Origin of the sequence: Achromobacter sp. ACM02 (genome assembly GCF_014851605.1) — a bacterium.
GTDB classification, from domain to species: Bacteria; Pseudomonadota; Gammaproteobacteria; order Burkholderiales; family Burkholderiaceae_B; genus Achromobacter; species Achromobacter aegrifaciens.
In genome coordinates, this window is sequence record NZ_JACUZY010000006.1 from 182,536 (window position 1) to 205,308 (window position 22,773).

19 protein-coding genes are annotated in these 22,773 nt (G+C 65.4%); 7 read left to right on the forward strand and 12 right to left on the reverse strand.

Annotated features, from left to right (window positions below):
- Window positions 1-69 precede the first annotated feature (69 nt).
- Window positions 70-4,029, reverse strand: a complete 3,960-nt coding sequence (locus tag IB258_RS20105) for an FAD/FMN-binding oxidoreductase (RefSeq protein ID WP_192353108.1) — start codon at window positions 4,027-4,029, stop codon at window positions 70-72.
- A gap of 133 nt (window positions 4,030-4,162) precedes the next feature.
- Window positions 4,163-4,699 carry a YqaA family protein gene (locus tag IB258_RS20110; protein WP_054457751.1) on the reverse strand — a complete coding sequence of 179 codons (537 nt, stop codon included), beginning with the start codon at window positions 4,697-4,699 and terminating at the stop codon, window positions 4,163-4,165.
- Between the two features lie 73 nt (window positions 4,700-4,772).
- Here IB258_RS20110 and ilvA point away from each other — a divergent pair, with 73 nt between their 5' ends.
- Window positions 4,773-6,281, forward strand: coding sequence for a threonine ammonia-lyase, biosynthetic (gene ilvA, locus IB258_RS20115; protein ID WP_054457791.1), 1,509 nt, complete (start codon window positions 4,773-4,775; stop codon window positions 6,279-6,281).
- A gap of 173 nt (window positions 6,282-6,454) precedes the next feature.
- Here the strand turns inward: ilvA and IB258_RS20120 are convergent, their stop codons facing one another.
- Both IB258_RS20120 and IB258_RS20125 read right to left on the reverse strand, forming a co-directional pair.
- Entirely contained in the window at window positions 6,455-7,567 is a 1,113-nt protein-coding gene (locus IB258_RS20120; protein ID WP_192353109.1) for a porin, read from the reverse strand.
- Between the two features lie 433 nt (window positions 7,568-8,000).
- Window positions 8,001-8,384: a DUF4148 domain-containing protein gene (locus IB258_RS20125; RefSeq protein WP_054457753.1), complete on the reverse strand. Its 384-nt coding sequence runs from the start codon at window positions 8,382-8,384 to the stop codon at window positions 8,001-8,003.
- A 383-nt stretch (window positions 8,385-8,767) separates the two neighbouring features.
- Between IB258_RS20125 and IB258_RS20130 the strand changes: the two genes are divergently transcribed.
- Complete coding sequence (locus tag IB258_RS20130) at window positions 8,768-9,658, forward strand: LysR family transcriptional regulator (protein ID WP_013396712.1); 891 nt, start codon at window positions 8,768-8,770, stop codon at window positions 9,656-9,658.
- Window positions 9,659-9,676: 18 nt separating this feature from the next.
- Here IB258_RS20130 and IB258_RS20135 read toward each other — a convergent pair whose 3' ends face one another.
- From IB258_RS20135 to purT, 8 genes are all read right to left on the reverse strand, one after another.
- Window positions 9,677-10,231, reverse strand: coding sequence for an adenine phosphoribosyltransferase (locus IB258_RS20135; RefSeq protein WP_054457754.1), 555 nt, complete (start codon window positions 10,229-10,231; stop codon window positions 9,677-9,679).
- 54 nt (window positions 10,232-10,285) lie between these two features.
- Window positions 10,286-11,989, reverse strand: coding sequence for a thiol reductant ABC exporter subunit CydC (gene cydC / locus IB258_RS20140; protein ID WP_054457755.1), 1,704 nt, complete (start codon window positions 11,987-11,989; stop codon window positions 10,286-10,288).
- A complete protein-coding gene (gene cydD, locus IB258_RS20145) occupies window positions 11,986-13,764 on the reverse strand; it encodes a thiol reductant ABC exporter subunit CydD (protein ID WP_192353110.1) in 1,779 nt (592 codons plus the stop codon). The genes cydC and cydD overlap by 4 nt, the downstream gene beginning before the upstream one ends.
- Complete coding sequence (gene cydX, locus IB258_RS20150; RefSeq protein ID WP_043546919.1) at window positions 13,761-13,886, reverse strand: cytochrome bd-I oxidase subunit CydX; 126 nt, start codon at window positions 13,884-13,886, stop codon at window positions 13,761-13,763. The genes cydD and cydX overlap by 4 nt, the downstream gene beginning before the upstream one ends.
- Window positions 13,887-13,902: 16 nt before the next feature.
- The gene (gene cydB / locus IB258_RS20155; protein WP_054457758.1) at window positions 13,903-15,057 is read right to left on the reverse strand and encodes a cytochrome d ubiquinol oxidase subunit II; all 1,155 of its coding nucleotides are present in this window, start codon (window positions 15,055-15,057) and stop codon (window positions 13,903-13,905) included.
- Window positions 15,058-15,070: 13 nt separating this feature from the next.
- Window positions 15,071-16,645: a cytochrome ubiquinol oxidase subunit I gene (locus IB258_RS20160; protein WP_119450190.1), complete on the reverse strand. Its 1,575-nt coding sequence runs from the start codon at window positions 16,643-16,645 to the stop codon at window positions 15,071-15,073.
- Between the two features lie 127 nt (window positions 16,646-16,772).
- Window positions 16,773-17,318, reverse strand: a complete 546-nt coding sequence (locus IB258_RS20165) for a GbsR/MarR family transcriptional regulator (RefSeq protein ID WP_192353111.1) — start codon at window positions 17,316-17,318, stop codon at window positions 16,773-16,775.
- Window positions 17,319-17,583: 265 nt separating this feature from the next.
- Window positions 17,584-18,801 carry a formate-dependent phosphoribosylglycinamide formyltransferase gene (gene purT / locus IB258_RS20170; protein ID WP_054457792.1) on the reverse strand — a complete coding sequence of 406 codons (1,218 nt, stop codon included), beginning with the start codon at window positions 18,799-18,801 and terminating at the stop codon, window positions 17,584-17,586.
- 103 nt (window positions 18,802-18,904) lie between these two features.
- Between purT and IB258_RS20175 the strand changes: the two genes are divergently transcribed.
- Genes IB258_RS20175 through lptB form a run of 5 tightly spaced genes read left to right on the forward strand, consistent with a single transcriptional unit; the run spans window position 18,905 to window position 22,622 of the window.
- Window positions 18,905-19,894, forward strand: coding sequence for an SIS domain-containing protein (locus IB258_RS20175; protein WP_054457761.1), 990 nt, complete (start codon window positions 18,905-18,907; stop codon window positions 19,892-19,894).
- Window positions 19,891-20,499 (forward strand): HAD family hydrolase, encoded by a 609-nt coding sequence (locus IB258_RS20180; RefSeq protein ID WP_175163476.1) that lies wholly within the window; start codon window positions 19,891-19,893, stop codon window positions 20,497-20,499. The genes IB258_RS20175 and IB258_RS20180 overlap by 4 nt, the downstream gene beginning before the upstream one ends.
- A gap of 37 nt (window positions 20,500-20,536) precedes the next feature.
- Window positions 20,537-21,169, forward strand: a complete 633-nt coding sequence (lptC, locus tag IB258_RS20185; protein WP_054457763.1) for an LPS export ABC transporter periplasmic protein LptC — start codon at window positions 20,537-20,539, stop codon at window positions 21,167-21,169.
- Window positions 21,166-21,795: a lipopolysaccharide transport periplasmic protein LptA gene (gene lptA / locus IB258_RS20190; protein WP_054457764.1), complete on the forward strand. Its 630-nt coding sequence runs from the start codon at window positions 21,166-21,168 to the stop codon at window positions 21,793-21,795. The genes lptC and lptA overlap by 4 nt, the downstream gene beginning before the upstream one ends.
- A 32-nt stretch (window positions 21,796-21,827) precedes the next feature.
- Window positions 21,828-22,622 (forward strand): LPS export ABC transporter ATP-binding protein, encoded by a 795-nt coding sequence (gene lptB, locus IB258_RS20195; protein ID WP_054457765.1) that lies wholly within the window; start codon window positions 21,828-21,830, stop codon window positions 22,620-22,622.
- Window positions 22,623-22,773: the final 151 nt, after the last annotated feature.

A 22,773-nucleotide genomic window follows, 5' to 3' on the forward strand; every position in this document is an offset into this window, starting at 1 on the left:
GCTGAAAAAAAACCGCGGCCAGCAATGGCCGCGGTTTTTTCTTGCGCGTATGTTGCGCGGACTGCCGGCCTAGACCAGCACCCGCTCGATGCCGCCCGCGTTGGCGCGGCGCACGTACTCTTCCATCCAGCCTTCGCCCAGGATATGGCGCGCCATCTCGACCACGATGTAGTCCGCGTCCATGCCGGTGTCGCCTTCATAGCGCGACAGACCCTGCAGGCACGACGGGCAGGAGGTCAGCACCTTCACGTCGCCAGTGAAACCGTCGCTGCGCAAGGCGGCATCGCCCTTGAGCAGCTCTTCCTGCTTGCGGAAGCGCACCTGCGTGGAGATGTCCGGACGGCTCACGGCCAGCGTGCCCGATTCGCCGCAGCAGCGGTCGCTCTTGACGGCGTCGTCGCCAACCAGGGCGCGCACGGTCTTCATGGGTTCCTGCAGCTTCATGGGCGTGTGGCAGGGGTCGTGGTACATGTAGCGCACGCCCTTGGCCCCTTCCAGCTTGATGCCCTTTTCCAGCAGGTACTCGTGGATGTCGATCAGGCGGCAGCCCGGGAAGATCTTGTCGAACTCGTAGCCCGCCAACTGGTCGTAGCAAGTGCCGCAGCTGACCACCACCGTCTTGATGTCCAGGTAGTTCAGCGTGTTGGCAACGCGGTGGAACAGCACCCGGTTGTCGGTGATGATCTGCTCGGCCTTGTCCGTCATGCCGTTGCCGCGCTGGGGATAGCCGCAGCACAGGTAGCCCGGCGGCAGCACGGTCTGCACGCCCGCGTGCCACAGCATGGCCTGCGTGGCCAGGCCCACCTGCGAGAACAGGCGTTCGGAGCCGCAGCCCGGGAAGTAGAACACCGCTTCCGTGTCGGCCGTGGTGGCCTTGGGATCGCGGATGATGGGCACGTAGTTCGCGTCTTCGATGTCCAGCAGCTTGCGCGCCGCCTGCTTGGGCAGCCCGCCGGGCATCTTCTTGTTCACGAAGTGGACCACCTGCTCGCGCAGCGGCGGCTTGCCCACCGTGGCCGGAGGCGCGGCGGTCTGCTTCTTCACCAGGCCCGACAGCAGGTCATGCGCGGCGCGCTGGACCTTGTAGCCCACGCCCACCATCGCCTTGCGGGTGGCGTTGATGGTCGCCGGATCCTTGGCGTTCAGGAAGAACATGGCGCTGGCCGTGCCCGGATTGAACGACTTGCGGCCCATGCGGCGCAGCACGGCGCGCATGTTCATCGACACGTCGCCGAAGTCGATGTCGACCGGACAGGGGTTGTAGCACTTGTGGCAGACCGTGCAATGGTCGGCCACGTCCTCGAACTCTTCCCAGTGCTTGAGGCTGACGCCGCGCCGGGTCTGCTCTTCGTACAGGAAGGCTTCCACCAGCAGCGAGGTGGCCAGGATCTTGTTGCGCGGCGAATACAGCAGGTTGGCGCGCGGCACGTGGGTGGCGCATACCGGCTTGCACTTGCCGCAGCGCAGGCAGTCCTTGATGGATTCGGAGATGGCGCCGATGTCGCTTTGCTGCATGATCAGCGACTCGTGGCCCATCAGGTTGAAGCTGGGCGTCCAGGCGTGGCGCAGGTCCGCGCCCGGCATCAGCTTGCCGGCGTTGAAGTGGCCGTTGGGATCGACGCGGCGCTTGTAGTCCTGGAACGGGGCCAGTTCGGCCTCGGTCAGGAATTCGTACTTGGTCAGGCCGATGCCGTGCTCGCCCGAGATCACGCCGTCCAGGTCGCGGGCGATCTGCATGATGCGCTCGACGGCCTGGTGGGCCTCCTGCAGCATGCCGTAGTCGTCCGAGTTGACCGGGATATTGGTATGCACGTTGCCGTCGCCGGCGTGCATGTGCAGCGCCACGAACACGCGGCTCTTCAACACGCGGCCATGGATGGCGATCATCTCGTCGATGATCTTCTTGTAGGCTGCGCCCGAGAACGTGCGCTGCAGGCCCGCCAGCACTTCCGTCTTCCAGGACAGGCGGATGGTGCGGTCCTGCACCACGTCGAAGACGCGTGCGCCGGGCTGCGCCGCGAGGCGGTCCGACAAGGCGGGTTGCAATTCACCCAGGCCCAGGCCGTGCAGCTCGGGCAGCGCCTGCAGGAGCGGCAGGTCCAGGTTGTCCAGCAGCCACTGCCAGCGCTGCCGGACGGCGGCCACCAGTTCCAGCGCCTGGCGCGTGCGCTCGGCCAGCATTTCGGCGCGGGTCGTCTCGACGTCCGTGTCGTCGATCTTGCCGACCGGCAACGGCGTGCACAGATAGGCGTCCAGCTCGCCCAGCAGCTTGAGCTTGTTGCTGGTCGAGAGTTCGATGTTGATGCGTTCGATGTGATCGGTGTACTCGCCCATGCGCGGCAGCGGGATCACCACGTCTTCGTTGATCTTGAAGGCGTTGGTGTGGCGCGCGATGGCGGCGGTGCGCGAACGGTCCAGCCAGAACTTCTTGCGCGCTTCGGGGCTGACGGCCACAAAGCCTTCGCCGTGGCGCGTGTTGGCCAGGCGCACGACTTCGCTGGATGCCGCGGCCACGGCGTCTTCGTCGTCGCCGACGATGTCGCCGATCAGGACCATCTTGGGCAGCACGCCGCGCTTGCTCTTGGTGGAGTAGCCCACCGCGCGCAGATAGCGTTCGTCCAGGTGCTCAAGACCTGCCAGGATGGCGCCGCGGGCGCGGCCTTCGCCGTCCAGGTAGCCCTTGACCTCGACGATCGACGGGATCGCGTCGCGCGCCTGGCCGAAGAACTCCATACAGACGGTGCGCGTGTAGCGCGGCATGCGGTGCAGCACCCAGCGCGCCGACGTGATCAGGCCGTCGCAGCCTTCCTTCTGGATGCCGGGCAGGCCAGCCAGGAACTTGTCGGTGACGTCCTTGCCCAGGCCTTCCTTGCGGAACACGCGGCCCTGGATTTCCAGGGTTTCGGTCTTCAGCAGGCGCTCGCCCGGCTTGCCGCGGCCGTCGAACCACTTGAGCTCGAAGCGCGCCACGTCCACGTCATGGATCTTGCCCATGTTGTGGTCGAGGCGGCTGACTTCCAGCCAGTTGCCGTTCGGGTCGACCATGCGCCACCAGGCCAGGTTGTCCAGCGCGGTGCCCCACAGCACGGCCTTCTTGCCGCCTGCGTTCATGGCGATGTTGCCGCCCACGCAGGAAGCCTCGGCCGAGGTCGGGTCGACGGCGAACACGAAGCCCGCGGCCTCGGCGGCCTCGGAAACGCGCTTGGTCACCACGCCGGCGCCGGCATGGATGACCGCCACGGGCTCGGTCAGCCCGGGCAGCAGACAGGACTCGACCTTGCCCAGCTTGTCGAACTTTTCGGTGTTGATCACCGCCGACTTCCAGGTCAGCGGAATGGCGCCTCCGGTATAACCGGTGCCGCCGCCTCGCGGGATGATGGTCAGCCCCAGTTCAATACAGGCTGTGACCAGCGCGGCGATCTCGTCTTCCGAGTCCGGCGTCAGCACCACGAAGGGGTATTCCACGCGCCAGTCGGTGGCGTCGGTCACGTGCGAGACGCGCGACAGGCCGTCGAACTTGATGTTGTCGCGGGCGGTGATGCGGCCCAGCACCTTCTGCGCCTGCTTGCGCATCATGGCGGTCTGGTCGAATTCGCCCTCGAATGCGGCGATGGCGGAGCGCGCCCGCGCGAGCAGTCCGACGACCTTCTCGTCGCGGTGCGGATCATGGCCGGCCTCGGCGGGCACGTCCGGTTCGCGGCGACGGTCGATTTCGCCCAGGCGGTGATGCAGGGCTTCGATGAGCTGCTTGCGGCGCTTGGGGTTGTCGAGCAGGTCGTCCTGCAGATAGGGGTTGCGGCGCACCACCCAGATGTCGCCCAGCACCTCGTACAGCATGCGCGCGGAACGGCCGGTGCGGCGTTCGCCGCGCAGGTCGCTCAGCAGGCTCCAGGCGTCGTCGCCCAGCAAGCGGCCGACAATCTCGCGGTCGGAAAACGACGTGTAGTTGTACGGGATTTCGCGCAAGCGCGCGGGTGCTGCGGGCGGCATCGCCCCGTTCAAGATGTGGCTAGCGAGTGGGGCGTTCATGGCTGCAAGAAGGGGGCCCTTAAAAAATTATTTTATGCCATAGGCCGAGTCTGGCCCCTAATACCCCTAGGGAAGCGCTCGAAACTCGGAAATGAGAGGGGTGGTGCGTCCCCAATTAAGTGCAATCCTGGCGCTAGATCTGCCCGGGGAAAAACCACAGCAGTCCGGCCGTCATGACCAGATAGCGCAGGAATTTGCCGATGGCCATGTAGACCACGCAAGGCCAGAACGACAGCCGCAGCCACCCTGCCACGGCGCACAGCGGATCGCCCACTGCGGGCAGCCAGGACAGCAGCAGCGCCGGCGGCCCCATGCGGTGGATCCAGTCATGGGCCCGCTCGTTCCAGCGTCCGCGCATGCGTCCGCCTTCGGTCGCGTCAGGATGGGGATGGGGGTGGTGTTCCTTCCAGCGCTGCACGGCGCGCTCGGCGCCCAGGCCCATGGCATAGCTGATGGCGCCGCCCACGGTATTGCCCGCGGTCGCCACCAGGATGGCCGGCCAGAACATGTCCGGCGCCAGCTTGATGTAGCCGAACACGGCGGGTTCCGAACCCAAGGGCAGCAGGGTCGCGGACACCAGCGAGACCGTGAAGATCGCGGACAGGCCGACCGAGGGCAGCGACAGCACCCCCAGCATCCAATGCACAGCGGATAACAGACTTTCTTCCATAGTGGGGCGAGTGTAGCCGCGCGCGGGTGCATAATCTGCCCCACCTTCCTACTTCTTGCCCCGCCCGCTGTCCATGTCCACTGACTATCTGAAACGCATCCTGACCTCCAAGGTTTACGACGTAGCGGTCGAATCGCCGCTGGAGACGGCGCCGCTGCTGTCGCAGCGGATCTCGAACACGGTGCTGCTCAAGCGCGAAGATACCCAGGCGGTGTTCAGCTTCAAGCTGCGCGGGGCTTACAACAAGATGGCCAACCTGAGTCCGGCCGCGCGCAACCGCGGCGTCATCGCGGCCTCGGCGGGCAACCACGCCCAGGGTGTGGCGCTGGCCGCCAGCCGGCTGGGCTGCCGCGCCGTCATCGTCATGCCCACCACCAGCCCGCAAGTGAAGATCGACGCGGTGCGCCGCCTGGGCGGCGAAGTCGTGCTGGCCGGCGAGAGCTTTTCCGACGCCTACGCGCACGCGCAGATCCTGGAAAAGAAAGAGAAGCTGACCTTCGTCCACCCCTTCGACGACCCTGACGTGATCGCCGGCCAGGGCACCGTGGGCATGGAGATCCTGCGTCAGCATCCCGGCCCGATCGACGCCATCTTCGTGGCCATCGGCGGCGGCGGGCTGATCGCGGGCGTGGCCGCCTACATCAAGCAGCTGCGCCCGGAAATCAAGATCATCGGCGTGCAGACGGAAGATTCCGACGCCATGCTGCGCAGCGTGCGCGCGGGCCGCCGCGTGCAGTTGAACGATGTGGGGCTGTTCTCGGACGGCACGGCGGTCAAGATGGTGGGCGCGGAAACCTTCAAGCTCACGCGCCAGTATGTGGACGACTTCGTGGTGGTCAACACCGATGCGATTTGCGCAGCCATCAAGGACGTGTTCCAGGACACGCGCAGCGTGCTGGAGCCGGCCGGCGCGATGGCGGTCGCGGGCGCCAAGCAGTACGCGGCCGAACACAATCTGAAGGGCAAGACGCTGGTGGCGATCGCCTGCGGCGCCAACATGAATTTTGACCGGCTGCGCTTCGTATCCGAACGCGCCGAGGTCGGCGAAATGCGCGAAGCCGTGTTCGCCGTCACCATGCCGGAGCAGCGCGGCAGCTTCCGCCGTTTCTGTGAGCTGGTGGGCGAGCGCAGCGTGACCGAGTTCAACTACCGCATCTCCGACGCGGACCGTGCACACGTCTTCGTCGGCATCCAGGTGTCCTCGGCGTCCGAACCCGACAAGATCGCCGCAAACTTCCGCCGCCACGGCTTTGACACGCTGGACCTGACCCACGACGAAATGGCCAAGACCCACCTGCGCCACATGGTGGGCGGGCGCTCGGCGTTGGCGCGCAACGAACTGCTGTACCGCTTTGAATTCCCGGAACGCCCGGGCGCGCTGATGCGCTTTCTGAACGCCATGAATCCGGACTGGAACATCAGCCTGTTCCATTACCGCAACCAGGGCGCGGATTATGGCCGCATCCTGATCGGCATCCAGGTGCCGCCCGCCGACAAGAAACAGTTCCGCAGCTTCGTCGCGGAACTGGGCTATCCCCACTGGAACGAGACCGACAATCCGGCCTACAAGCTGTTCCTCTAAATCCACGCCCTTCACGCGGGCGCATAAAAAACGAGAGGGCCTCCTTGCGGAGGCCCTTCCCTTCCCTGCTCTATAAACGTCCGGCGGCAACCAGTAGGGGGGGTTCGCTGTCACTCGGCGGCCCACGGAGATGAGCCGCGCATTCAGCAAGGTCTTGCCGGACGTCCTAGCGCTTAGAAACGGTGACGCACACCCACGGCGACTGCCGTGTCGGTCGCATCGCGCTGGAACGCGTAGTTGTCGCCGTAGGAGGCGTACGCGTACAGGTTGGTGCGCTTGGTGAAGTCGTAGGTGTAGCCCAAGCTGTAGACGTTGAACGTTGCGTCGTCGCCCGTCAGCTTGTCGTTGCTGGCGGTCGCGCGCTGCCACGAACCGAAGACCGCGTGGCGGCCCAGCGGCACGGTCGCGCCGATCATGTACGAATTGACGCGGAAGCCATCGGCCAGCTTGAACGTGCCCAGGTTCTGCATGCCAGCGGGCGTGGTGCCCATGTTCTGGCCGACGAACCAGCCGTCGCGGGTCTGGCCGAATGCCGCCGCAACCTTCACGACTTCGAAGTCGTACGAACCGCCCAGGATGTATTCCTGGATGCGGGCTTCGGACTTGCCGCCGGTCTGGCCGTTGGACGGATTGAAGCGGTCATACGCAGCAGCCAGGTTCAACGGGCCGTTGACGTATTGCACGCCCGCGGTCAGCACGCGGTTGTTGTTGCCAGTCTGGAAGCCGGTCTGCGAGGTGTCGCTGACGGCGTCATCGGCGCTGAAGGAGTAACCCACGCCCACCTTGAAGCCGCCCATGCTGGGGGTCTGGTACAGGACCATGTTGTCCAGGCGCATCGTGTTGGCGCTACCGAACGTGGTACCCATGTTGGCGGTGTTGTAGCTGATCGAGAACGGGTCGATCGAACCGAAGTACTTGGAAGCCAGGTTGGTCTGGCGGCCGAATTCCAGGCGGCCCCAGGTATCGCTGTCCAGGCCCACGGTGGCCTGGCGGCCCCACAGGCGACCGTTCTGCAGCGACTTGCCGTTCATGGGGCCGAAGCCGCCTTCCAGCGTGAACACCGCGCGCAGGCCGTCGCCCAGATCTTCGGTACCGCGCAGGCCAAAACGCGAGCCGCTGCTCACGCCCTGCACGCCGCCGAAACGGCTTTGCGAATTGCCGTCGAACTTGACCTTCTCGTAGCCGATACCGGCGTCGATCAAGCCGTACAGCGTCACGGAGTCTGCGGCTTGCGCAACGCCGGCAAAACCAGCCAGCAGCGCGACAGCCAATAGCGTCTTCTTCATATAAGTCCCCAAAATGGCGAGATGAAAGGCAAACCGCAAACCCACCGCGCACAGAGCTGGGAGTCTGCGTGCCGCTGCGAACAAGTTAGCGGCGCATGCACTGAAGCCAGTGTCCAGCCTGCGCCAATTCGAAGTAACCCGGATTTCGAAGAACTACTTTCCATGGTTGGGATAATCACGGCCCTCTTACTAGCTACCCTCTTTGGAAACCTGCGTTAACGTGTTGATATCAAATGCGAATTAAGGCTCGCAAAAAATCAAACAAGCCTCAGACATTCTCCTGCCGCGCCTGACCGGCCAACAAGACTTGTTGGCTGATTCGCACAATTCTGATGCGCAAACGCGACACTATTTGGCAAACGCAGCCGAGCGCACCGCGCAGAAAAAAGCCCCTCGGCGTCCGTAGGGGCTTTTTCCTTGGTAGCGGGGCGACTTAACGGCCTTGGGGCGGATAGTCCAGTTCACCAAAGCTGTACTCGCCGCGCGCCTTGGCTTCAGCCAGTTCCTGGCGCACTTGTTCGCGGCTCTTGCCCGCGGTTTGCGACACGGCGGCTTTGGGCGGGTAGTCCAGTTCAGCAGAGGTCACCTGGCCAGCGGCCTTGGCGCTTTGCAGTTCCTGCTGGACTTGTTCACGCGACAGGCTGGTGCGCTCGACGGTGGCGGGCGGGTAGTCCAGTTCACCAAACGTGACCTGGCCGGCGGCCTTGGCGGCTTGCAGTTCCTGCTGGACCTGTTCACGCGTCTTGCCATCGGCGTGAGCGGCGGACATACCCACCAACGTTGCGGTAACCATGAGTGCGGTAGCTAGGGCTTTCATTGAGATGACTCCATCCTAAACCTTGCACATCGTCTTCTGCCAGGCTGGCAGGTGCGATATGACAATTTGATTGCTGGGACGAAGTATCTGGCGATTGCGGCCTAGTAAAAACCCTTATTTTGGGGAACATATTTGCACAGATGGGACAATTACGGGATGTTATCGCCAGAATCTGCGCATTTTTTGCACGGTTCCCCATACCATCCAGCGACGGCAAGACTTGCCAGCATTCAGCGGGAAGCAAGCTAGGTAAGAGAACATATGCAGCTGGTCGGGTGGATGCGCCGTTCAGCGTGGGGAAATAGACATTTCTACTGGCGGGACAATTATTCCATTTATCATATGAATCCACCCAGAAATGGAATTAAATCGTGAGAGCCCCCATGGATATCCAGCTTAACGACATCGCTCTGTTTGTCGAAGTCGCCAAGCGCAAGAACTTCAGCCACGCGGCCGAAGCCTTGAATATTCCCACGTCCACGCTCTCGCGCCGCGTCAGCGAACTGGAGCGCAGCATCGGCATGCGGCTGCTCAACCGCAGCACGCGCAAGATCGACCTGACCGAGGCCGGCGCCATCTACTTCGAACGCTGCCGTCATATCGTGGAAGAAGCGCGCATTGCGCACGATCAGTTGCTGGACATGGCGGTCCAACCCAAGGGACGCCTGCGCATCTCGCTGCCCACCAGCCTGGCGCAGCTGTTCCTGCCCGCCGTCATCAGCGAATTCCGCGAGCAGCATCCGGATATCGAATGCGACTTCGATCTGAGCATGCGCCCGATCGACCCCATCAGCAATCCGTTCGACCTGATCCTGCGCTTTGGCCAGCAGCCGGACTCCAGCCTGATCTCGCGCAAGATCGTGCTGATGGCCCATCAGCTATATGCCTCTCCCGAGTACCTGGCCCGCCACGGCGAGCCTCGGGTGCCCGCGGATCTCAGCCATCACGAATGTCTGCGCCCCACCATGCGCGAGGAGTCATCCTTCTGGATGCTGCATTCGGGCGACAAGGTGGAACGCGTACAAGTGTCGGGACGCCTGTCGGCCAACAACGTCGGCATGCTCGGACGGCTGGCCGGACAAGGCCTGGGCATCACGCCGCTGCTGGTCTTTGACGCGATGGAACGCGCAATCAAGCAAGCGGGCCTGGTGCGGGTGCTGCCGGAGTGGAGCCTGACGCCCCTGCCGCTCTTCGCGCTGCTGCCTTCGCGCATGCTGCCGGCGAAGACCAAGGCTTTCCTGGATTTCATACAACCCAGGTTGTCGGACGCTTGAGCGGCGGTTGTTGATGAGTTACGCGGGCGTGTCGGCGCTGTACTGACAGACGGTGTAGAGCGGCGTGCCGGTGGCGGCGACCTTGGCGGAACCGCCCAGGTCGGGCAGATCGATGATGGCGGCCGCCTCGACCACGTTGGCGCCCAGGCGCTGCAGCAGCTTGATGGCGGCCAGCATGGTGCCGCCGGTGGCGATCAGGTCGTCCACCAGCAGGACGCGCTGGCCGGTGCGCACGGAGTCCGTGTGCATTTCAACCGACGCGTTGCCGTACTCGAGCGAGTACTCCTCGGCCACGGTGCGGAACGGCAGCTTGCCCTTCTTGCGCACCGGCACAAAGCCCAGATTGAGTTCGTAAGCCAGCACGCTGCCCACGATGAAGCCGCGCGCATCCACGCCAGCCACCAGGTCCAGGCGCTGGCGCATATAGCGATAGACGAAGAGATCGATAAGCACCCGGAACGCGCGCGGATCCTGCAGCACGGGCGTGATGTCGCGAAAAATGACACCGGGTTGGGGCCAGTCTGGAACGCTGCGGATGGTGCGCCGGATGTACTCGGCGTTGTCGGTCTGCATGGAAGACGGCCCTGAAGAATTGAAGCAAGGCGAACTATAACCTCGCAACAGCGCTTAAGCCAGGGTTGCCGTCCGCGATGACAATTCACATTGCTGTAGCCGGCCGCCCTGCAGTGCGTAGCGGCGATCGACCGCCCCTGCGGGCAACGCAGCGTGGGTGGCCAGCACCACGGCGCGTCCCCGCAAGGCGCCCGCCAGATCGCTGAAGAATGCCGCTTCGGCCTCGACGTCCAGACCGGCAGTGGGTTCGTCCAGCACGATGACCGCAGCTGGCGACAACAGCGCACGCGCCAGGCACAAGCGGCGCGCCTGTCCCGCCGACAGCTGCGACCCCGTCTCCCCCGCCCAGGTGTCCAGGCCATCGGGCAGGCCACGCACGAAGTCGCCCAGCCGCGCAGCGTCCAGCGCGCGCCACAAGGCGGCGTCGTCCGCCTCGGGATCGCCGATGAGCAGATTGGTGCGCAGGGTTCCCAGGAACACGGGAGCGTCCTGCGACAGCAGCGCGATGCGCCGGTGCCAATCCGCCTGCGTACAGGCGCGCGCGTCGCAGCCGCCGAAACGCACCTGTCCCGCCTGCGGGTCTTCCAGACGAAGGAGCAGGTGCAACAGTGTCGACTTGCCCGCGCCGCTGGGTCCCACGATGGCGATCCGTTCACCAGGCGCCACGCGCAGGCTTACGCCGTCCAGCACGGGCGGACTCGCGGCCGCTCCCCGGGCGGGATAGGCAAAGCGCACGCCGTCCAGCTCCAGCGCGCCGCTCTCGGGCAAGGCGCTGGGCGTCGTCGGATCCTGCATGTCCGGCTCGCTTTGCGTGACTTCACGGATGCGTCCGGCCGCCGAGATGGCCGAGCCCATGCGCGATGCGCCCCGCATGATCGGGCCGGCCACTTCGAAAATGCCGATGACCGCCAGCAACAATCCGGCCAGCGTGGGACCTTCCATGCGCCCCATCTCCAGCGTGTCCAGGCCGAACCAGAGCAAGGCCAGCACCGATGCGCCGGCGGCGGCCTGCAGGAAAAACTGTCCCCGCGCAGCCACCCGCGCCTGGCTGCGGCGGGCGAGCGCACTGGCGTCGCACAGACGTTCGAAATGCGCGGCCGTCTGCGCCTGCGCGTGCAAGGCCACCATGTCGGCATGCCCATCCACCGCGTCCAGCGTCGCGGCGCGCAGTCCCGCCGCGCTCTCCTGGGCCGCCGCGCCAGGTTTGCGCGCGGCGCGCAGCAGCCACAAGGGCACCAGCACGCATGCGACCAGCAAGGCCAGGGCCAGCGCCAGTGCGGCGGCGGGCACCCACGATCCCAACACCGCGGTCAACACCGCTCCCGCCAGGATGGCGGTGATCAAGGGCGCCAGCACAAACAGGAAGACCGTATCGAGCGCGTCGACGTCGCCCGTCATGCGCGCCACCAGATCGCCGTCGCGATAGCGCGCCAATTGCCGCGGCGTAAGCCGGATCAAGGCCGAGAACACTTTGGCGCGCAGGTCCGCCAGCAGGCGCAGCGTGGCGGAATGGCCCACTACGCGGTCGGCGTAACGCGCCACGATGCGCAGGAACGACAAACCCCGCACCAGCGCCGAAGGCGCAAACAGATTGAACGCGCCGCCCGCCCCCGCCAGCGCCGCGCCGGTCAGGAACCAGCCCGACACGCCCAGCAGGCCCACGCCGGCCGCCACGGTGGCCAGCGCGCAGAACAATGCGAGTAAAAGCCCGCTTTTTCGGCGCACATAGAGCGGCAGGAGCAACAACAGATTCTTCATGCGTCTTCCACTTTTCCGCCAACCACCTGCAACGTCCTGCCCAGCCGGGCCGCCACCGCGGGCGCGTGCGTTGCCAGCAACAAGGTACGGCCGGCCGAGAATTCCAGGATCGCGTCCAGCACGCGCGCCTGCGTGCCTTCGTCCAGATGCGCCGTGGGTTCGTCCAGCAGGATCAAGCCCGGATCGCGCAGGAATAGACGCGCCAGCGCGACGCGCTGCGCCTGGCCGCCGGACAGGCCGTGCCCGCGGCCGCCCAGTTGCGTCGCCAGCCCTTGCGGCAGGGCCTCGGCGAACTCCAGCACGCAGGCGCGGCGCGCGGCCGTCTGCACTTCGGCATCGGAAGCCTCCGGACGCCCCAGGCGAATGTTGTCGGCGATGGATCCCGTCAGCAGCTGCGGCTTCTGCCCAATCAGCGCCACGCGCTGGCGCAGTGCCCCCTCGCCCCAATCCGGCAAGGGCACGCCGTCGATGCGGATATCGCCTTGAAACGGCCGCAGGCGCGCAATCGCCTCGATCAGGGAGGATTTGCCGATGCCGCTGGGCCCCATCAGCGCGGCATGCTCGCCGGGCGCCAAGGTCAGGCCAGCGTCCGCCAGTACCGCCTGGCTGCGGCCTGGCGCGTCAAGGTTCAAACCCGCAATAGCCAGGGCGGCGCCGGGGCCGCGGCTTTCGGAAACGCGTCCCGGGCCTGCGGCGGCCTTGCCTGCGCCAGGCGCTCCATCGGTTGCAGCATCGCCAGCCTGCGGCAAGCCATCGAACAGCAGGGAGATCTGCGAAACTGCCGCAAGCGCGGCCGCGCGATCGTGATAGTGCGCCGCGAACTGGCGCAACGGTGCATAGACCTCCGGCGCCATCAGCAGACAGAAGAGCCCTGCCTGCAGAGTGAGCGGCGACCAGCGCAGATCCAGGAATCCCAGATAGGTCAATCCGATATAGACCGCCACCCCGGCCACGCCCAGCGCCGCGAAGAACTCCAGCACCGCCGATGAAAGAAACGCGATGCGCAGCACCGACATCGTGCGTTGGCGCAGCGCGTCGCTGGCCGCCACGACGGACTCGGCTTCAGCCTCGGCGCGGCCATAGAGCTTCAGGGTGGACAGACCGCGCAGCCGATCGGCAAAGAAGCCCGACAAGCGCGCAAAGGCGCGCAGGTGCCGGCGGCTTGCGCCCTGGGCGCCCCAGCCCACCAGGGCCATGAACAAGGGAATCAACGGCGCCGTGATCAGCAGGACCAGTCCGGCAATCACGTCCATCGGCAGCAGCACCACCGAAAAAGCGACCGGCAGCATGGCGGCCGCGGCCATGGCGGGCAGATACTTGGCAAAGAACCCGTCCAGGGCCTCGACCTGGTCCACCACTGCGCTCGCCAGTTCTCCAGACGCCTGCCCCCGGCTCCAGTACGGCCCCTTCTGCACCAAACGCCGGAAAAGCGACAGCCTCACGTGGCGCTTGATGCGCTCGGCCGCGTCCGCGCCCGCGCGCTCGCCCGCCCAGGAGATGCAGGCGCGCACCAGCATGAGCCCTGCGATAGCCAGGATGTCGCCCAGCAGCTCCTGCCGGGGCGCCTGCCTGACGATGGCCGCGTCGAGCACGCTGGCCAGCAACCAGGCCTGCACCACCAGCAAGGCGCCGCTGACCAGAGGCGCGGCGCCCGCCAGCATCAGCGGCAGCCTGGCCGTCTTGGCGAGCGCCATCAACCACCGCGACTGTTCGCGCGGCGGTTTGTTGAGGGTGGCCGAGGGATCGTGCTCGAGGCTGCTGGCGCCGCCGCTCACTCGTCGTCGCGGCTGGCGCGCGGATCATGGGTATGACCCTCGCGCAGCTCGAACCACATTGCATTGAGGATGGCGAAGGCGCACGCCAGGCCCAGACCGAGTATCCACGAGAAATACCACATGGTGGAGGCTCCTTTATCAGTATGAGTTGGGCGTGTCGCCGACCGACTCATGGGTGACCTTGCCGCGCATGACGCGGTAGACCCAGGCGGTGTAGACGGTCACGATGGGCAGGAAGATGGCGACCGCGATCACCATGATCCATAGCGTCAAGTGGCTGGAGGATCCGTCCCAAATGGTCAGGCCGGCCTGCGGCTTGGTCGACGAGGGCATGATGAACGGGAAGAGCGAAAAGCCCACCGTCAGGATCACGCCAGCGATCGACACCGACGACGCCAGGAACGCCAGCACGTTGGCGCGCACGCTAAGCAGCAGCGCCACCAGGACGGCGCCGCCCACGCCCAGCGCGGGCGCGATCCACATCAGCGGCCATTTCGCGTAGTTGGCCATCCAGGCGCCGTTTTGCACCGTCACGGCCTTGAGCATCGGGTCCGACGGACCGGCCATGTCCACCGCGCTGGTGATCACGTGGCCAGGCAAGCCGCTTGCCACCCAGAAGCCGCCCGCCGCGAACAGCGCCGCGGTCAGCAAGGCGCACAGCCTGCCCCAGTTGCGGGCGCGCGACGAGATCGGGTCTTCCGTGCGCCAGGCCAGCAACACGGCGCCGTGCATGGCCAGCATCACCACGCTGAGCACGCCGGCCAACAACGCGAACGGCATGAACAATTGGTAGAAGTGGCCTTCATAGATCGGACGCAAGGTCACCGGATCGAACGTGAACGGCACGCCCAGGATGATGTTGCCCATGGCCACGCCGAACACCAGCGAAGCCACCACGCCCGAGAAACAGAGCACGCCGTCCCAGCGGTTGCGCCAGCTGGTGCCTTCCATCTTGCTGCGGTACTTGAAGCCGACCGGCCGCAGGATCAGCGCGATCAGCACCAGCATCATCGCCAGATAGAACCCGGAGAACGACGCGGCGTACAGCAAGGGCCATGCCGCGAAAATGGCGCCGCCCGCGGTGATGAGCCAGACCTGGTTGCCTTCCCAGACCGGTCCCACCACGTTGATCACCACCCGGCGCTCGGCGTCGGTCTTGGCTACCACCGGCAGCAGCGCGGCCACGCCCAGGTCAAAGCCGTCCATGACGGCGAAGCCGATGAGCAACGCGCCCAGCAGCACCCACCAGACCACGCGCAGCGTGCCGTAGTCGAAAGGAATAAGAGTATCCATCGCTGTCTCTCCTTCAGGCCCGCACGGCAGCGTGCACAGGATCGGCGGCGGCAGCGCCGGGCGCCGGCCCATCGGATTTCGGTCCCTTCCTCACGGCGTGCAGCATCACCTTCACGCCGATGATCAGCAGCACCGTGTACAGCACCAGGAATATCGTCAGGCTGATCGCCAGGTCGACGATGGTCAGGCCGGAAGCCGCGTAGTAGGTCGGCAGCACGCCTTCGATCACCCAGGGCTGGCGGCCGTATTCGGCAACGAACCAACCGCTTTCGATGGCGACCCAGGGCAGCGGCAGGCTCCACAACGCCACCTTGAGCAGACCGCGCCGGCTGTCCAGCCGCCCGCGCGAGGCCAGCCAGAAGGCCACGCCGAAGAACAGGATCAGGTACATGCCCACCGCTACCATGATGCGGAACGCCCAGAACAGCGGCGCCACGTTGGGCACGGTATCGACGGCGGCCTTTTTGATGTCGTCTTCGGTGACCTTGCTCATGTCGGGCTGATAGCGCTTGACCAGCAGCGCATAGCCCAGGTCGGGCCAGGTCTTGTCAAACACCATGCGCGCGTCCACGTCCTTGGGATTGGCGCGGATCTTCTGCAAGGCGTCATAGGCCACCATGCCATCGCGGATGCGGTTTTCGGCGCGGCGGATCAGGTCGTCGATGCCCAGCAGCGGCGTGGTGAGCGAACGCGTGCCGATGATGCCCATGACGTAGGGAATCTCGATGGCGAAGTCGTTCTTGCGCTCGGCCTGGTTGGGGATGGCGATCAGGTTGAAGGACGCGGGGGCCGGCTCGGTGTGCCACATGGACTCGATGGCCGCGATCTTCATCTTCTGGTGTTCGGTGGTGAGGTAGCCACTTTCGTCTCCCAGCACCACGACCGACAGCGCCGAGGCCAGACCGAAGCTGGCGGCGACCGCCATCGAGCGCTTGGCCAGGTCGATGTGGCGGCCCTTCAGGAGGTACCAGGCGCTGATCGACATGACGAACATGGCGCCCGCGACGTAGCCTGCGCTGACCGTGTGCACGAACTTGGCCTGCGCCACGGGGTTGAAGATCACCGCGGCGAAGTCGGTCATCTCCATGCGCATGGTGTCGGGATTGAAGATCGAACCGACCGGATTCTGCATCCAGCCGTTGGCGATCAGGATCCACAGCGCCGAAAAATTGGTGCCGAACGCCACCAGCCAGGTCACGATCAGGTGGCTGACCTTGGACATGCGGTTCCAGCCGAAGAAGAACAGGCCGACGAAGGTCGCTTCCAGGAAGAAGGCCATCAGCCCTTCGAGCGCCAGCGGCGCGCCGAAGATGTCGCCTACGTAATGGCTGTAGTAGGACCAGTTCATGCCGAACTGGAACTCCATCACGACGCCGGTGGCGACGCCCAATGCGAAGTTGATGCCGAAGAGCGTGCCCCAGAACATCGTCATCCGCTTCCAGATGGCGCGGCCGGTCATGACGTACACGCTTTCCATGATGGCCAGGATGAACGACAGGCCTAGCGTGAGGGGGACGAAGAGGAAGTGGTAGAGCGCGGTCGCGGCAAACTGGAATCGCGACAGATTTACGACGTCGAGATCAATCATTGGGTCGCTCCCAAGCAGTTGAGGTGCCGCGGCAACCGGCATGGTTCCCAGGCCGTCTCTCGCGCCATGTTACGGGCGTTGCATACAACTTCATAGAGGTTTCCTGAAAAATCGGGGCGGATCAGGCTTAGCCCTTGCCCCGCAATTTGCCGGCGAAACCCAGCACCTTCTGCACTTTCGAACCGAGCTTCATCAGGTTCTGCAGGGTTTCTGGCGGCAGTCGTTGAACCTCATCGAACCATCCGGTGGACAGTTCGATGAGCTCCAGCATGTCGTTCATGCGTTGTTGCGCGTATGCCTCATCCGGACCCGACGGGGGTTCCAGCAAGGTGTCCCGCAGCAGGGTCAGCGTGGGATCGATTTCGCGCTTGCGCTTTTCTTCCATCAGGATGCGGAAGATCTCCCAGACGTCCTTGGGAGTTTCGAAGTAGTCGCGGCGGTCGCCGACCTGATGCATGAGCTTGACCAGCCGCCAGGACTGCAGCTCCTTCAGCCCATGGCTGACGTTGGAGCGCGAGAAGCCGAGGGTTTCGGCAATGTCATCGGCGTTCAGCGGCTTGGGCGACAGGAACAGGAGGGCGTAGATCTGGCCGACCGTGCGGTTCACGCCCCACCGGCTGCCCATTTCGCCGAAATGCAGGACGAATCGTTCGTTTTGGGGAGACAGGGCCATGGGTTGCGCTACGCCGGCAAGGCCAGGACGCGTCGCCCTGGCCGATAAAAACAGTTACACCGATTTCAGAAAATTCTGGAATTTCCGAAATTATCAAACAATCCATGCGAAAGCGCAAACCACACCGGCGGCAGGGGGATGATCGCAAGACATGATGTCGCGGCAGTGACAGACGGCTTCCGCGGGTTTGGCAAAAGCCGCGGACAAGCGCAAGCGGCCACCAGCCGGTGAGCTGGTGGCCGCTGGAAAAGGGGAAAAAGAAGCGTTAGCCGGCCTTGACGGACACCGCCGCCGACACCCGCTTGGCCTTGGCGCGAGCCGCCGCCACGTCCTCGGCCACGGCCAGGCCCACGCCCATGCGGCGCTTGACGAAGGATTCGGGCTTGCCGAAGAGACGGAGGTCGGTGCCGGGTTCGGCCAGCGCTTCGGCCACGTTGTGGAACGAGACCGCCGCGGCCTCGACCCCGCCGTAGATGACGCTGCTGGCGCCGGGCTGGCGCAGGCTGGTATCCACCGGCAGTCCCAGGAACGCCCGGGCGTGGAGTTCGAATTCGTTCTGGACCTGGGTGATCATGGTGACCATGCCGGTGTCGTGGGGACGCGGGCTGACTTCCGAGAACCAGACCTGGTCGCCCGCCACGAACAGCTCCACGCCGAAGATGCCCAGGCCTCCCAGGTTGGAGGTGACCGCCAGTGCGATGTCCCGCGAACGTTGCAGCGCGGCGGGAGACATCGGGTGCGGCTGCCAGCTTTCCACGTAATCGCCGTCGACCTGCTTGTGGCCGATGGGTTCGCAGTAGCGGGTCTCGACCTGGCCGTCGGCGCCGCGGGCGCGCACGGTCAGCAGGGTGATTTCGTAGTCGAAGCGGATGAAGCCCTCGACAATGGCGCGCCCGCCGCCCACCCGGCCGCCCTCCTGGGCGTAGCGCCAGGCGGATTCGACGTCGTCAGCGCTCTTGATGACGGATTGGCCCTTGCCCGAGGAGGACATGACCGGCTTGATGACGCAGGGATAGCCGATGCCGCCGTCGATGGCCGCGCGCAGTTCTTCTTCGGTGTCGACAAATCGGTACGGCGAGGTCGGTAGCCCCAGGGTTTCAGCCGCCAGCCGGCGGATGCCCTCGCGGTTCATGGTCAACTGGGCCGCGCGCGCGGTCGGCGTCACCCGGGCCACGCCCGCCTCTTCCAGCTCCACCAGCAAATTGGTGGCAATGGCTTCGATTTCGGGGACAATAACGTGGGGCCGTTCCTGTTCGATGACCTTGCGCAGGGCCTGCGGGTCCGTCATCGAGACCACATGCGCCCGGTGCGCCACCTGGTGGCCCGGGGCGTCGGCATACCGATCCACGGCAATGACTTCCACGCCCAGCCGCTGCAGGGCAATGATGACCTCTTTGCCCAATTCGCCGGACCCGAGCAGCATGACGCGGGTGGCCAAGGGGGACAAAGGCGTGCCAAGGACGGGGCTGGAAATGCTGGACATGGAGCGGGCCTGGAAAAAAGTTGGAAAGCCGTTGAAATGACCCGCCAGCATGCCATACGCCCTTTCCGGGGGCAAACCCGCATACTGATATTAAAATCCACGTATGACTGACCATCCCACAACATCGTCCGAGACCGCGCTGGCATCTGCGCGCAGAACGCTGCAGATCGAATGCCAGGGCCTGATGGACCTGTCCGCCCGGCTGGATGACAGCTTCACGCAGACCGTCGCGATGCTGCTGGCCTGCCGCGGCCGGGTGGTCGTCAGCGGCATCGGCAAGACCGGCCACGTGGCCCGCAAGATCGCGGCGACCCTCGCCTCGACCGGCACGCCGGCCTTTTTCGTGCACGCCGCCGAGGCCGTCCACGGCGATCTGGGCATGATCACCCAGGATGACGTCCTCATCGCGATTTCCTATTCCGGCTCCGGTCAGGAACTGCTGACGATCCTGCCTGTCGCCCGCCGCATGGGCGCCAAGCTGGTCGCCATCACCGGCAATCCGCAGTCCGAACTGGCCCGGCTGGCCGACATCCACCTGGACGCCAGCGTGGCGCAGGAAGCCTGCCCGCTGAATCTGGCGCCCACGGCCAGCACCACCGCTGCGCTGGCCCTGGGCGATGCCCTGGCCGTCGCCTGCCTGGAGGCCCGCGGCTTCGGCCCGCAGGATTTCGCCCGTTCGCACCCGGGCGGCGCGCTCGGCCGCCGCCTGCTGACCCATGTGCGCGACGTCATGCGCCAGGGCGACGCCCTGCCCATCGTCATGGCCGGCACCCCGGTATCCCAGGCGCTGGAAGTCATGTCCGCCAAGGGCATGGGCATGACCGTCGTAACCGACGCGCAGCGTCGCCCCCTAGGCATCTTCACCGACGGCGACCTGCGCCGCCTGATCGCCCGGCAGGGCGACATCCGCAGCCTGACCGTCGAATCCGGCATGACGCGCTCGCCCCGCAGCATCACTCCCGACGCGCTGGCCGTCGAGGCGGCCCAGCAAATGGACAAACTACGGCTCAACCACATGCTCGTGCTGGACAGCGACGGCGTTCTGCTCGGCGCCCTGCACATGCATGATCTGATGGCCGCCAAAGTGGTATGACTATGACTCTTTCTGTACCCGTGACGCATCCGGCCGAAGCGCTGGTCCTGGCCCGCATCCCCGCCGGCGTGCGCGAACGCGCCGCCGCAGTGCGCCTGATGGTGTTCGACGTGGACGGCGTGCTGACCGACGGCAGCCTCTATTACGGCGACAACGGCGAACTCCAGAAGCGCTTCAACGCGCTGGACGGCCACGGACTGCGCCTGCTGATGGAAGGCGGCCTGAAGGTTGCGCTGATGACCGGGCGCTCCGGCCCCATCGTGGCGCGCCGCGCCGCCGAGCTGGGTATCGCCGAGGTCATCCAGGGCGTACGGGACAAAGGCGGCGCCCTGGCCGAACTCGCGCAGCGCAGCGGTGTCCAACTGAACCAGACCGGCTACATGGGCGATGACGTCATCGACCTGCCGGCCCTGCAGCGCGCCGGCTTCGCCGCCAGCGTGCCGAACGCGCCGGGCTACGTCAGCCAAGCCGCCCACTGGGTCTCCACGCACACCGGCGGCAACGGCGCCGTGCGCGAATGCTGCGACCTGCTGCTGGCGGCCCAGGGACGCCTGGGCGCCTTCCTGGCGGCGCCTGGCCTGCTTGGCCCGGGCGCCATCCAATGACCGCCAGGACAACCCATACGCCCTTGCGGCAGACCCGATGAAAGAACGTTTTCCCTCCCTGATCGCGCTGTTCCTGCTGCTGGTGCTGGTCGCCAGCTCTTGGTGGGCGGCGGATTACGCGCAGCGGGCCATCCAGACGGATCCGCCGCGCCGCGTCACCCACGAAATGGACGCCTGGTCGCGCGACTTCGTCATGCTGCGCACCGACCCGAACGGCAAGCCCATCAACCGGCTGGAAGGCGACTACGCCGAACATTTTCCGGATGACGATTCCTACCATGTGACCTCGCCGCGCGCCGTGGGCCAGCGCGAGGACAACCCCATTACCGTGGCCGTCTCCAAGACCGCCGTGATGGAGCAAGGCGGCAAGCGCATCGTCATGAACGGCGACGCCCACGTGCGCCGCCAGCCGGACGCCAATAACGACCTGCTGGACGTGCGCAGCCAGCAATTGATCATCCTGCCCGACGACGACGTGGTCTACACCGACCTGCCGGCGGAAGTCATCAAAGGCCGTTCGCGCATGAACGGCACGGGCATGCACTACAACAACAAAACGCGCCAACTGCAGGTTTCGGCATCGACCGATGTGGAAATTGCCGGTTCCGAAGGCAGGCAGCAACGCCGGACCGAAATTCCCGCCAACAACACTGACCAGAAAAAACCATGACCGACCTCCGGATTCTCCTTGCCCCGACGACCCGCTTGCTCGGCGCCATCCTGCTGACGGCCTCGGCACTGGCCCCGGCCCATGCCGCGGATCCGGCGCCCAAGGCAGCGACGCCGGCGGAAGAGCCCAGCACGCTGATCCTGTCGGACACCCTGCACTACGACGACGTGAAGAAGAAGAGCGTCTTCACCGGCAACGTCAACATGACGCGCGGCCTCATGACCCTGACGTCCGACGTGCTGGAAATGAACGAAGACGCGCAAGGCAACCAGTACGGCACGGCCACCGCCAACAAGGGCAAGATCGTGACCATCCGCCAGGAACGCCCGGAAACCTTCGAGCTCATCGAAGGCACCGGCCTGCGCGCCGAATACGACGGCACCAAGAGCACCTTCGACCTGATCGGCCAGGCGGTCGTGATCCGCTACGTCTGTGGGAAACCGTTCGATACCATTCGCGGCGAGCGGGTACGCTACAACGAGAAGACCGGCACCTACGAAGCCCATGGCGGCCCCAACTCCGCCGCGGCTGGCGGCCGGGTCCGTTCGGTGGCTGAACCGCGCGCCAAGTCGGACGCAGCCATCGCCGAATGCCGCAAGCAGCAGGCAGCCAAGAAGGGGCGTTGAACGCCTCCCATGCAACACCACTCGCAGCCACGATGAACCAACCTTCAGTGCCGACTCCGGTAACCTCCGCGCCCTCGGGCGTCAAGCAGGGCAGCCTGCGCGCAACTGGTTTGCGCAAGACCTATAACGGCCGGACCGTGGTGCAGGACGTATCCCTGTCCGTGGTCAGCGGCGAAGTGGTGGGCCTGCTCGGCCCCAACGGGGCTGGCAAAACCACCAGCTTCTACATGATCGTGGGCCTGGTGCCCGCGGATGCGGGCCGCATCGAGATCGACGGTTCCGTCATCACTTCGATGCCGATCCACAAGCGCGCGCACATGGGCCTGTCGTACCTGCCCCAGGATGCTTCCGTGTTCCGCCGCCTGACGGTGGAACAGAACATCCGCGCCGTGCTGGAACTGCAATTGGGGCCGGATGGACGTCCGCTGTCCACGCCCAAGATCAACGAGCAGATGGAATCGCTGCTGGAAGAACTGCAGATCGGCCACATCCGCAGCAACGCCGCGATCTCCCTGTCGGGCGGCGAACGCCGCCGCGTTGAAATCGCGCGCGCGCTGGCCACCAGCCCGCGCTTCATCCTGCTGGACGAGCCCTTCGCCGGCGTGGACCCCATCGCCGTGATCGAGATTCAGCGTATCGTGCGCTTCCTGAAGGGCCGCGGCATCGGCGTGCTGATCACCGACCACAACGTGCGCGAAACCCTGGGCATCTGCGACCGCGCCTACATCATCAGCGAAGGCAAGGTTCTGACCGACGGCCATCCCGATGAAATCGTGGGCGATCCCGCCGTGCGCCGGGTCTATCTGGGAGAGCATTTCCGCATGTAATGCGGCCCTGGGGAAGACCCCTAGGCGCCGCCTGCGCAAAGCCGCATGCACCCTGGGGCCTCAGCCATAAAAATGCCATGAACTTGCGCTAGGTCAGCTTGTTTTATCGGCCCGAGTCTATACACTAGTACTAAACGAACCCGCTCAATCA

Bases quoted from the DNA above. Each gene is read 5' to 3' on its own strand.
- IB258_RS20105 (WP_192353108.1), bottom strand. From the start codon at position 4,029: ATGAACGCCCCACTCGCTAGCCACATCTTGAACGGGGCGATGCCGCCC.
- IB258_RS20110 (WP_054457751.1), bottom strand. From the start codon at position 4,699: ATGGAAGAAAGTCTGTTATCCGCTGTGCATTGGATGCTGGGGGTGCTG.
- ilvA (WP_054457791.1), top strand. From the start codon at position 4,773: ATGTCCACTGACTATCTGAAACGCATCCTGACCTCCAAGGTTTACGAC.
- IB258_RS20120 (WP_192353109.1), bottom strand. From the start codon at position 7,567: ATGAAGAAGACGCTATTGGCTGTCGCGCTGCTGGCTGGTTTTGCCGGC.
- IB258_RS20125 (WP_054457753.1), bottom strand. From the start codon at position 8,384: ATGAAAGCCCTAGCTACCGCACTCATGGTTACCGCAACGTTGGTGGGT.
- IB258_RS20130 (WP_013396712.1), top strand. From the start codon at position 8,768: ATGGATATCCAGCTTAACGACATCGCTCTGTTTGTCGAAGTCGCCAAG.
- IB258_RS20135 (WP_054457754.1), bottom strand. From the start codon at position 10,231: ATGCAGACCGACAACGCCGAGTACATCCGGCGCACCATCCGCAGCGTT.
- cydC (WP_054457755.1), bottom strand. From the start codon at position 11,989: ATGAAGAATCTGTTGTTGCTCCTGCCGCTCTATGTGCGCCGAAAAAGC.
- cydX (WP_043546919.1), bottom strand. From the start codon at position 13,886: ATGTGGTATTTCTCGTGGATACTCGGTCTGGGCCTGGCGTGCGCCTTC.
- cydB (WP_054457758.1), bottom strand. From the start codon at position 15,057: ATGGATACTCTTATTCCTTTCGACTACGGCACGCTGCGCGTGGTCTGG.
- IB258_RS20160 (WP_119450190.1), bottom strand. From the start codon at position 16,645: ATGATTGATCTCGACGTCGTAAATCTGTCGCGATTCCAGTTTGCCGCG.
- IB258_RS20165 (WP_192353111.1), bottom strand. From the start codon at position 17,318: ATGGCCCTGTCTCCCCAAAACGAACGATTCGTCCTGCATTTCGGCGAA.
- purT (WP_054457792.1), bottom strand. From the start codon at position 18,801: ATGTCCAGCATTTCCAGCCCCGTCCTTGGCACGCCTTTGTCCCCCTTG.
- IB258_RS20175 (WP_054457761.1), top strand. From the start codon at position 18,905: ATGACTGACCATCCCACAACATCGTCCGAGACCGCGCTGGCATCTGCG.
- IB258_RS20180 (WP_175163476.1), top strand. From the start codon at position 19,891: ATGACTATGACTCTTTCTGTACCCGTGACGCATCCGGCCGAAGCGCTG.
- lptC (WP_054457763.1), top strand. From the start codon at position 20,537: ATGAAAGAACGTTTTCCCTCCCTGATCGCGCTGTTCCTGCTGCTGGTG.
- lptA (WP_054457764.1), top strand. From the start codon at position 21,166: ATGACCGACCTCCGGATTCTCCTTGCCCCGACGACCCGCTTGCTCGGC.
- lptB (WP_054457765.1), top strand. From the start codon at position 21,828: ATGAACCAACCTTCAGTGCCGACTCCGGTAACCTCCGCGCCCTCGGGC.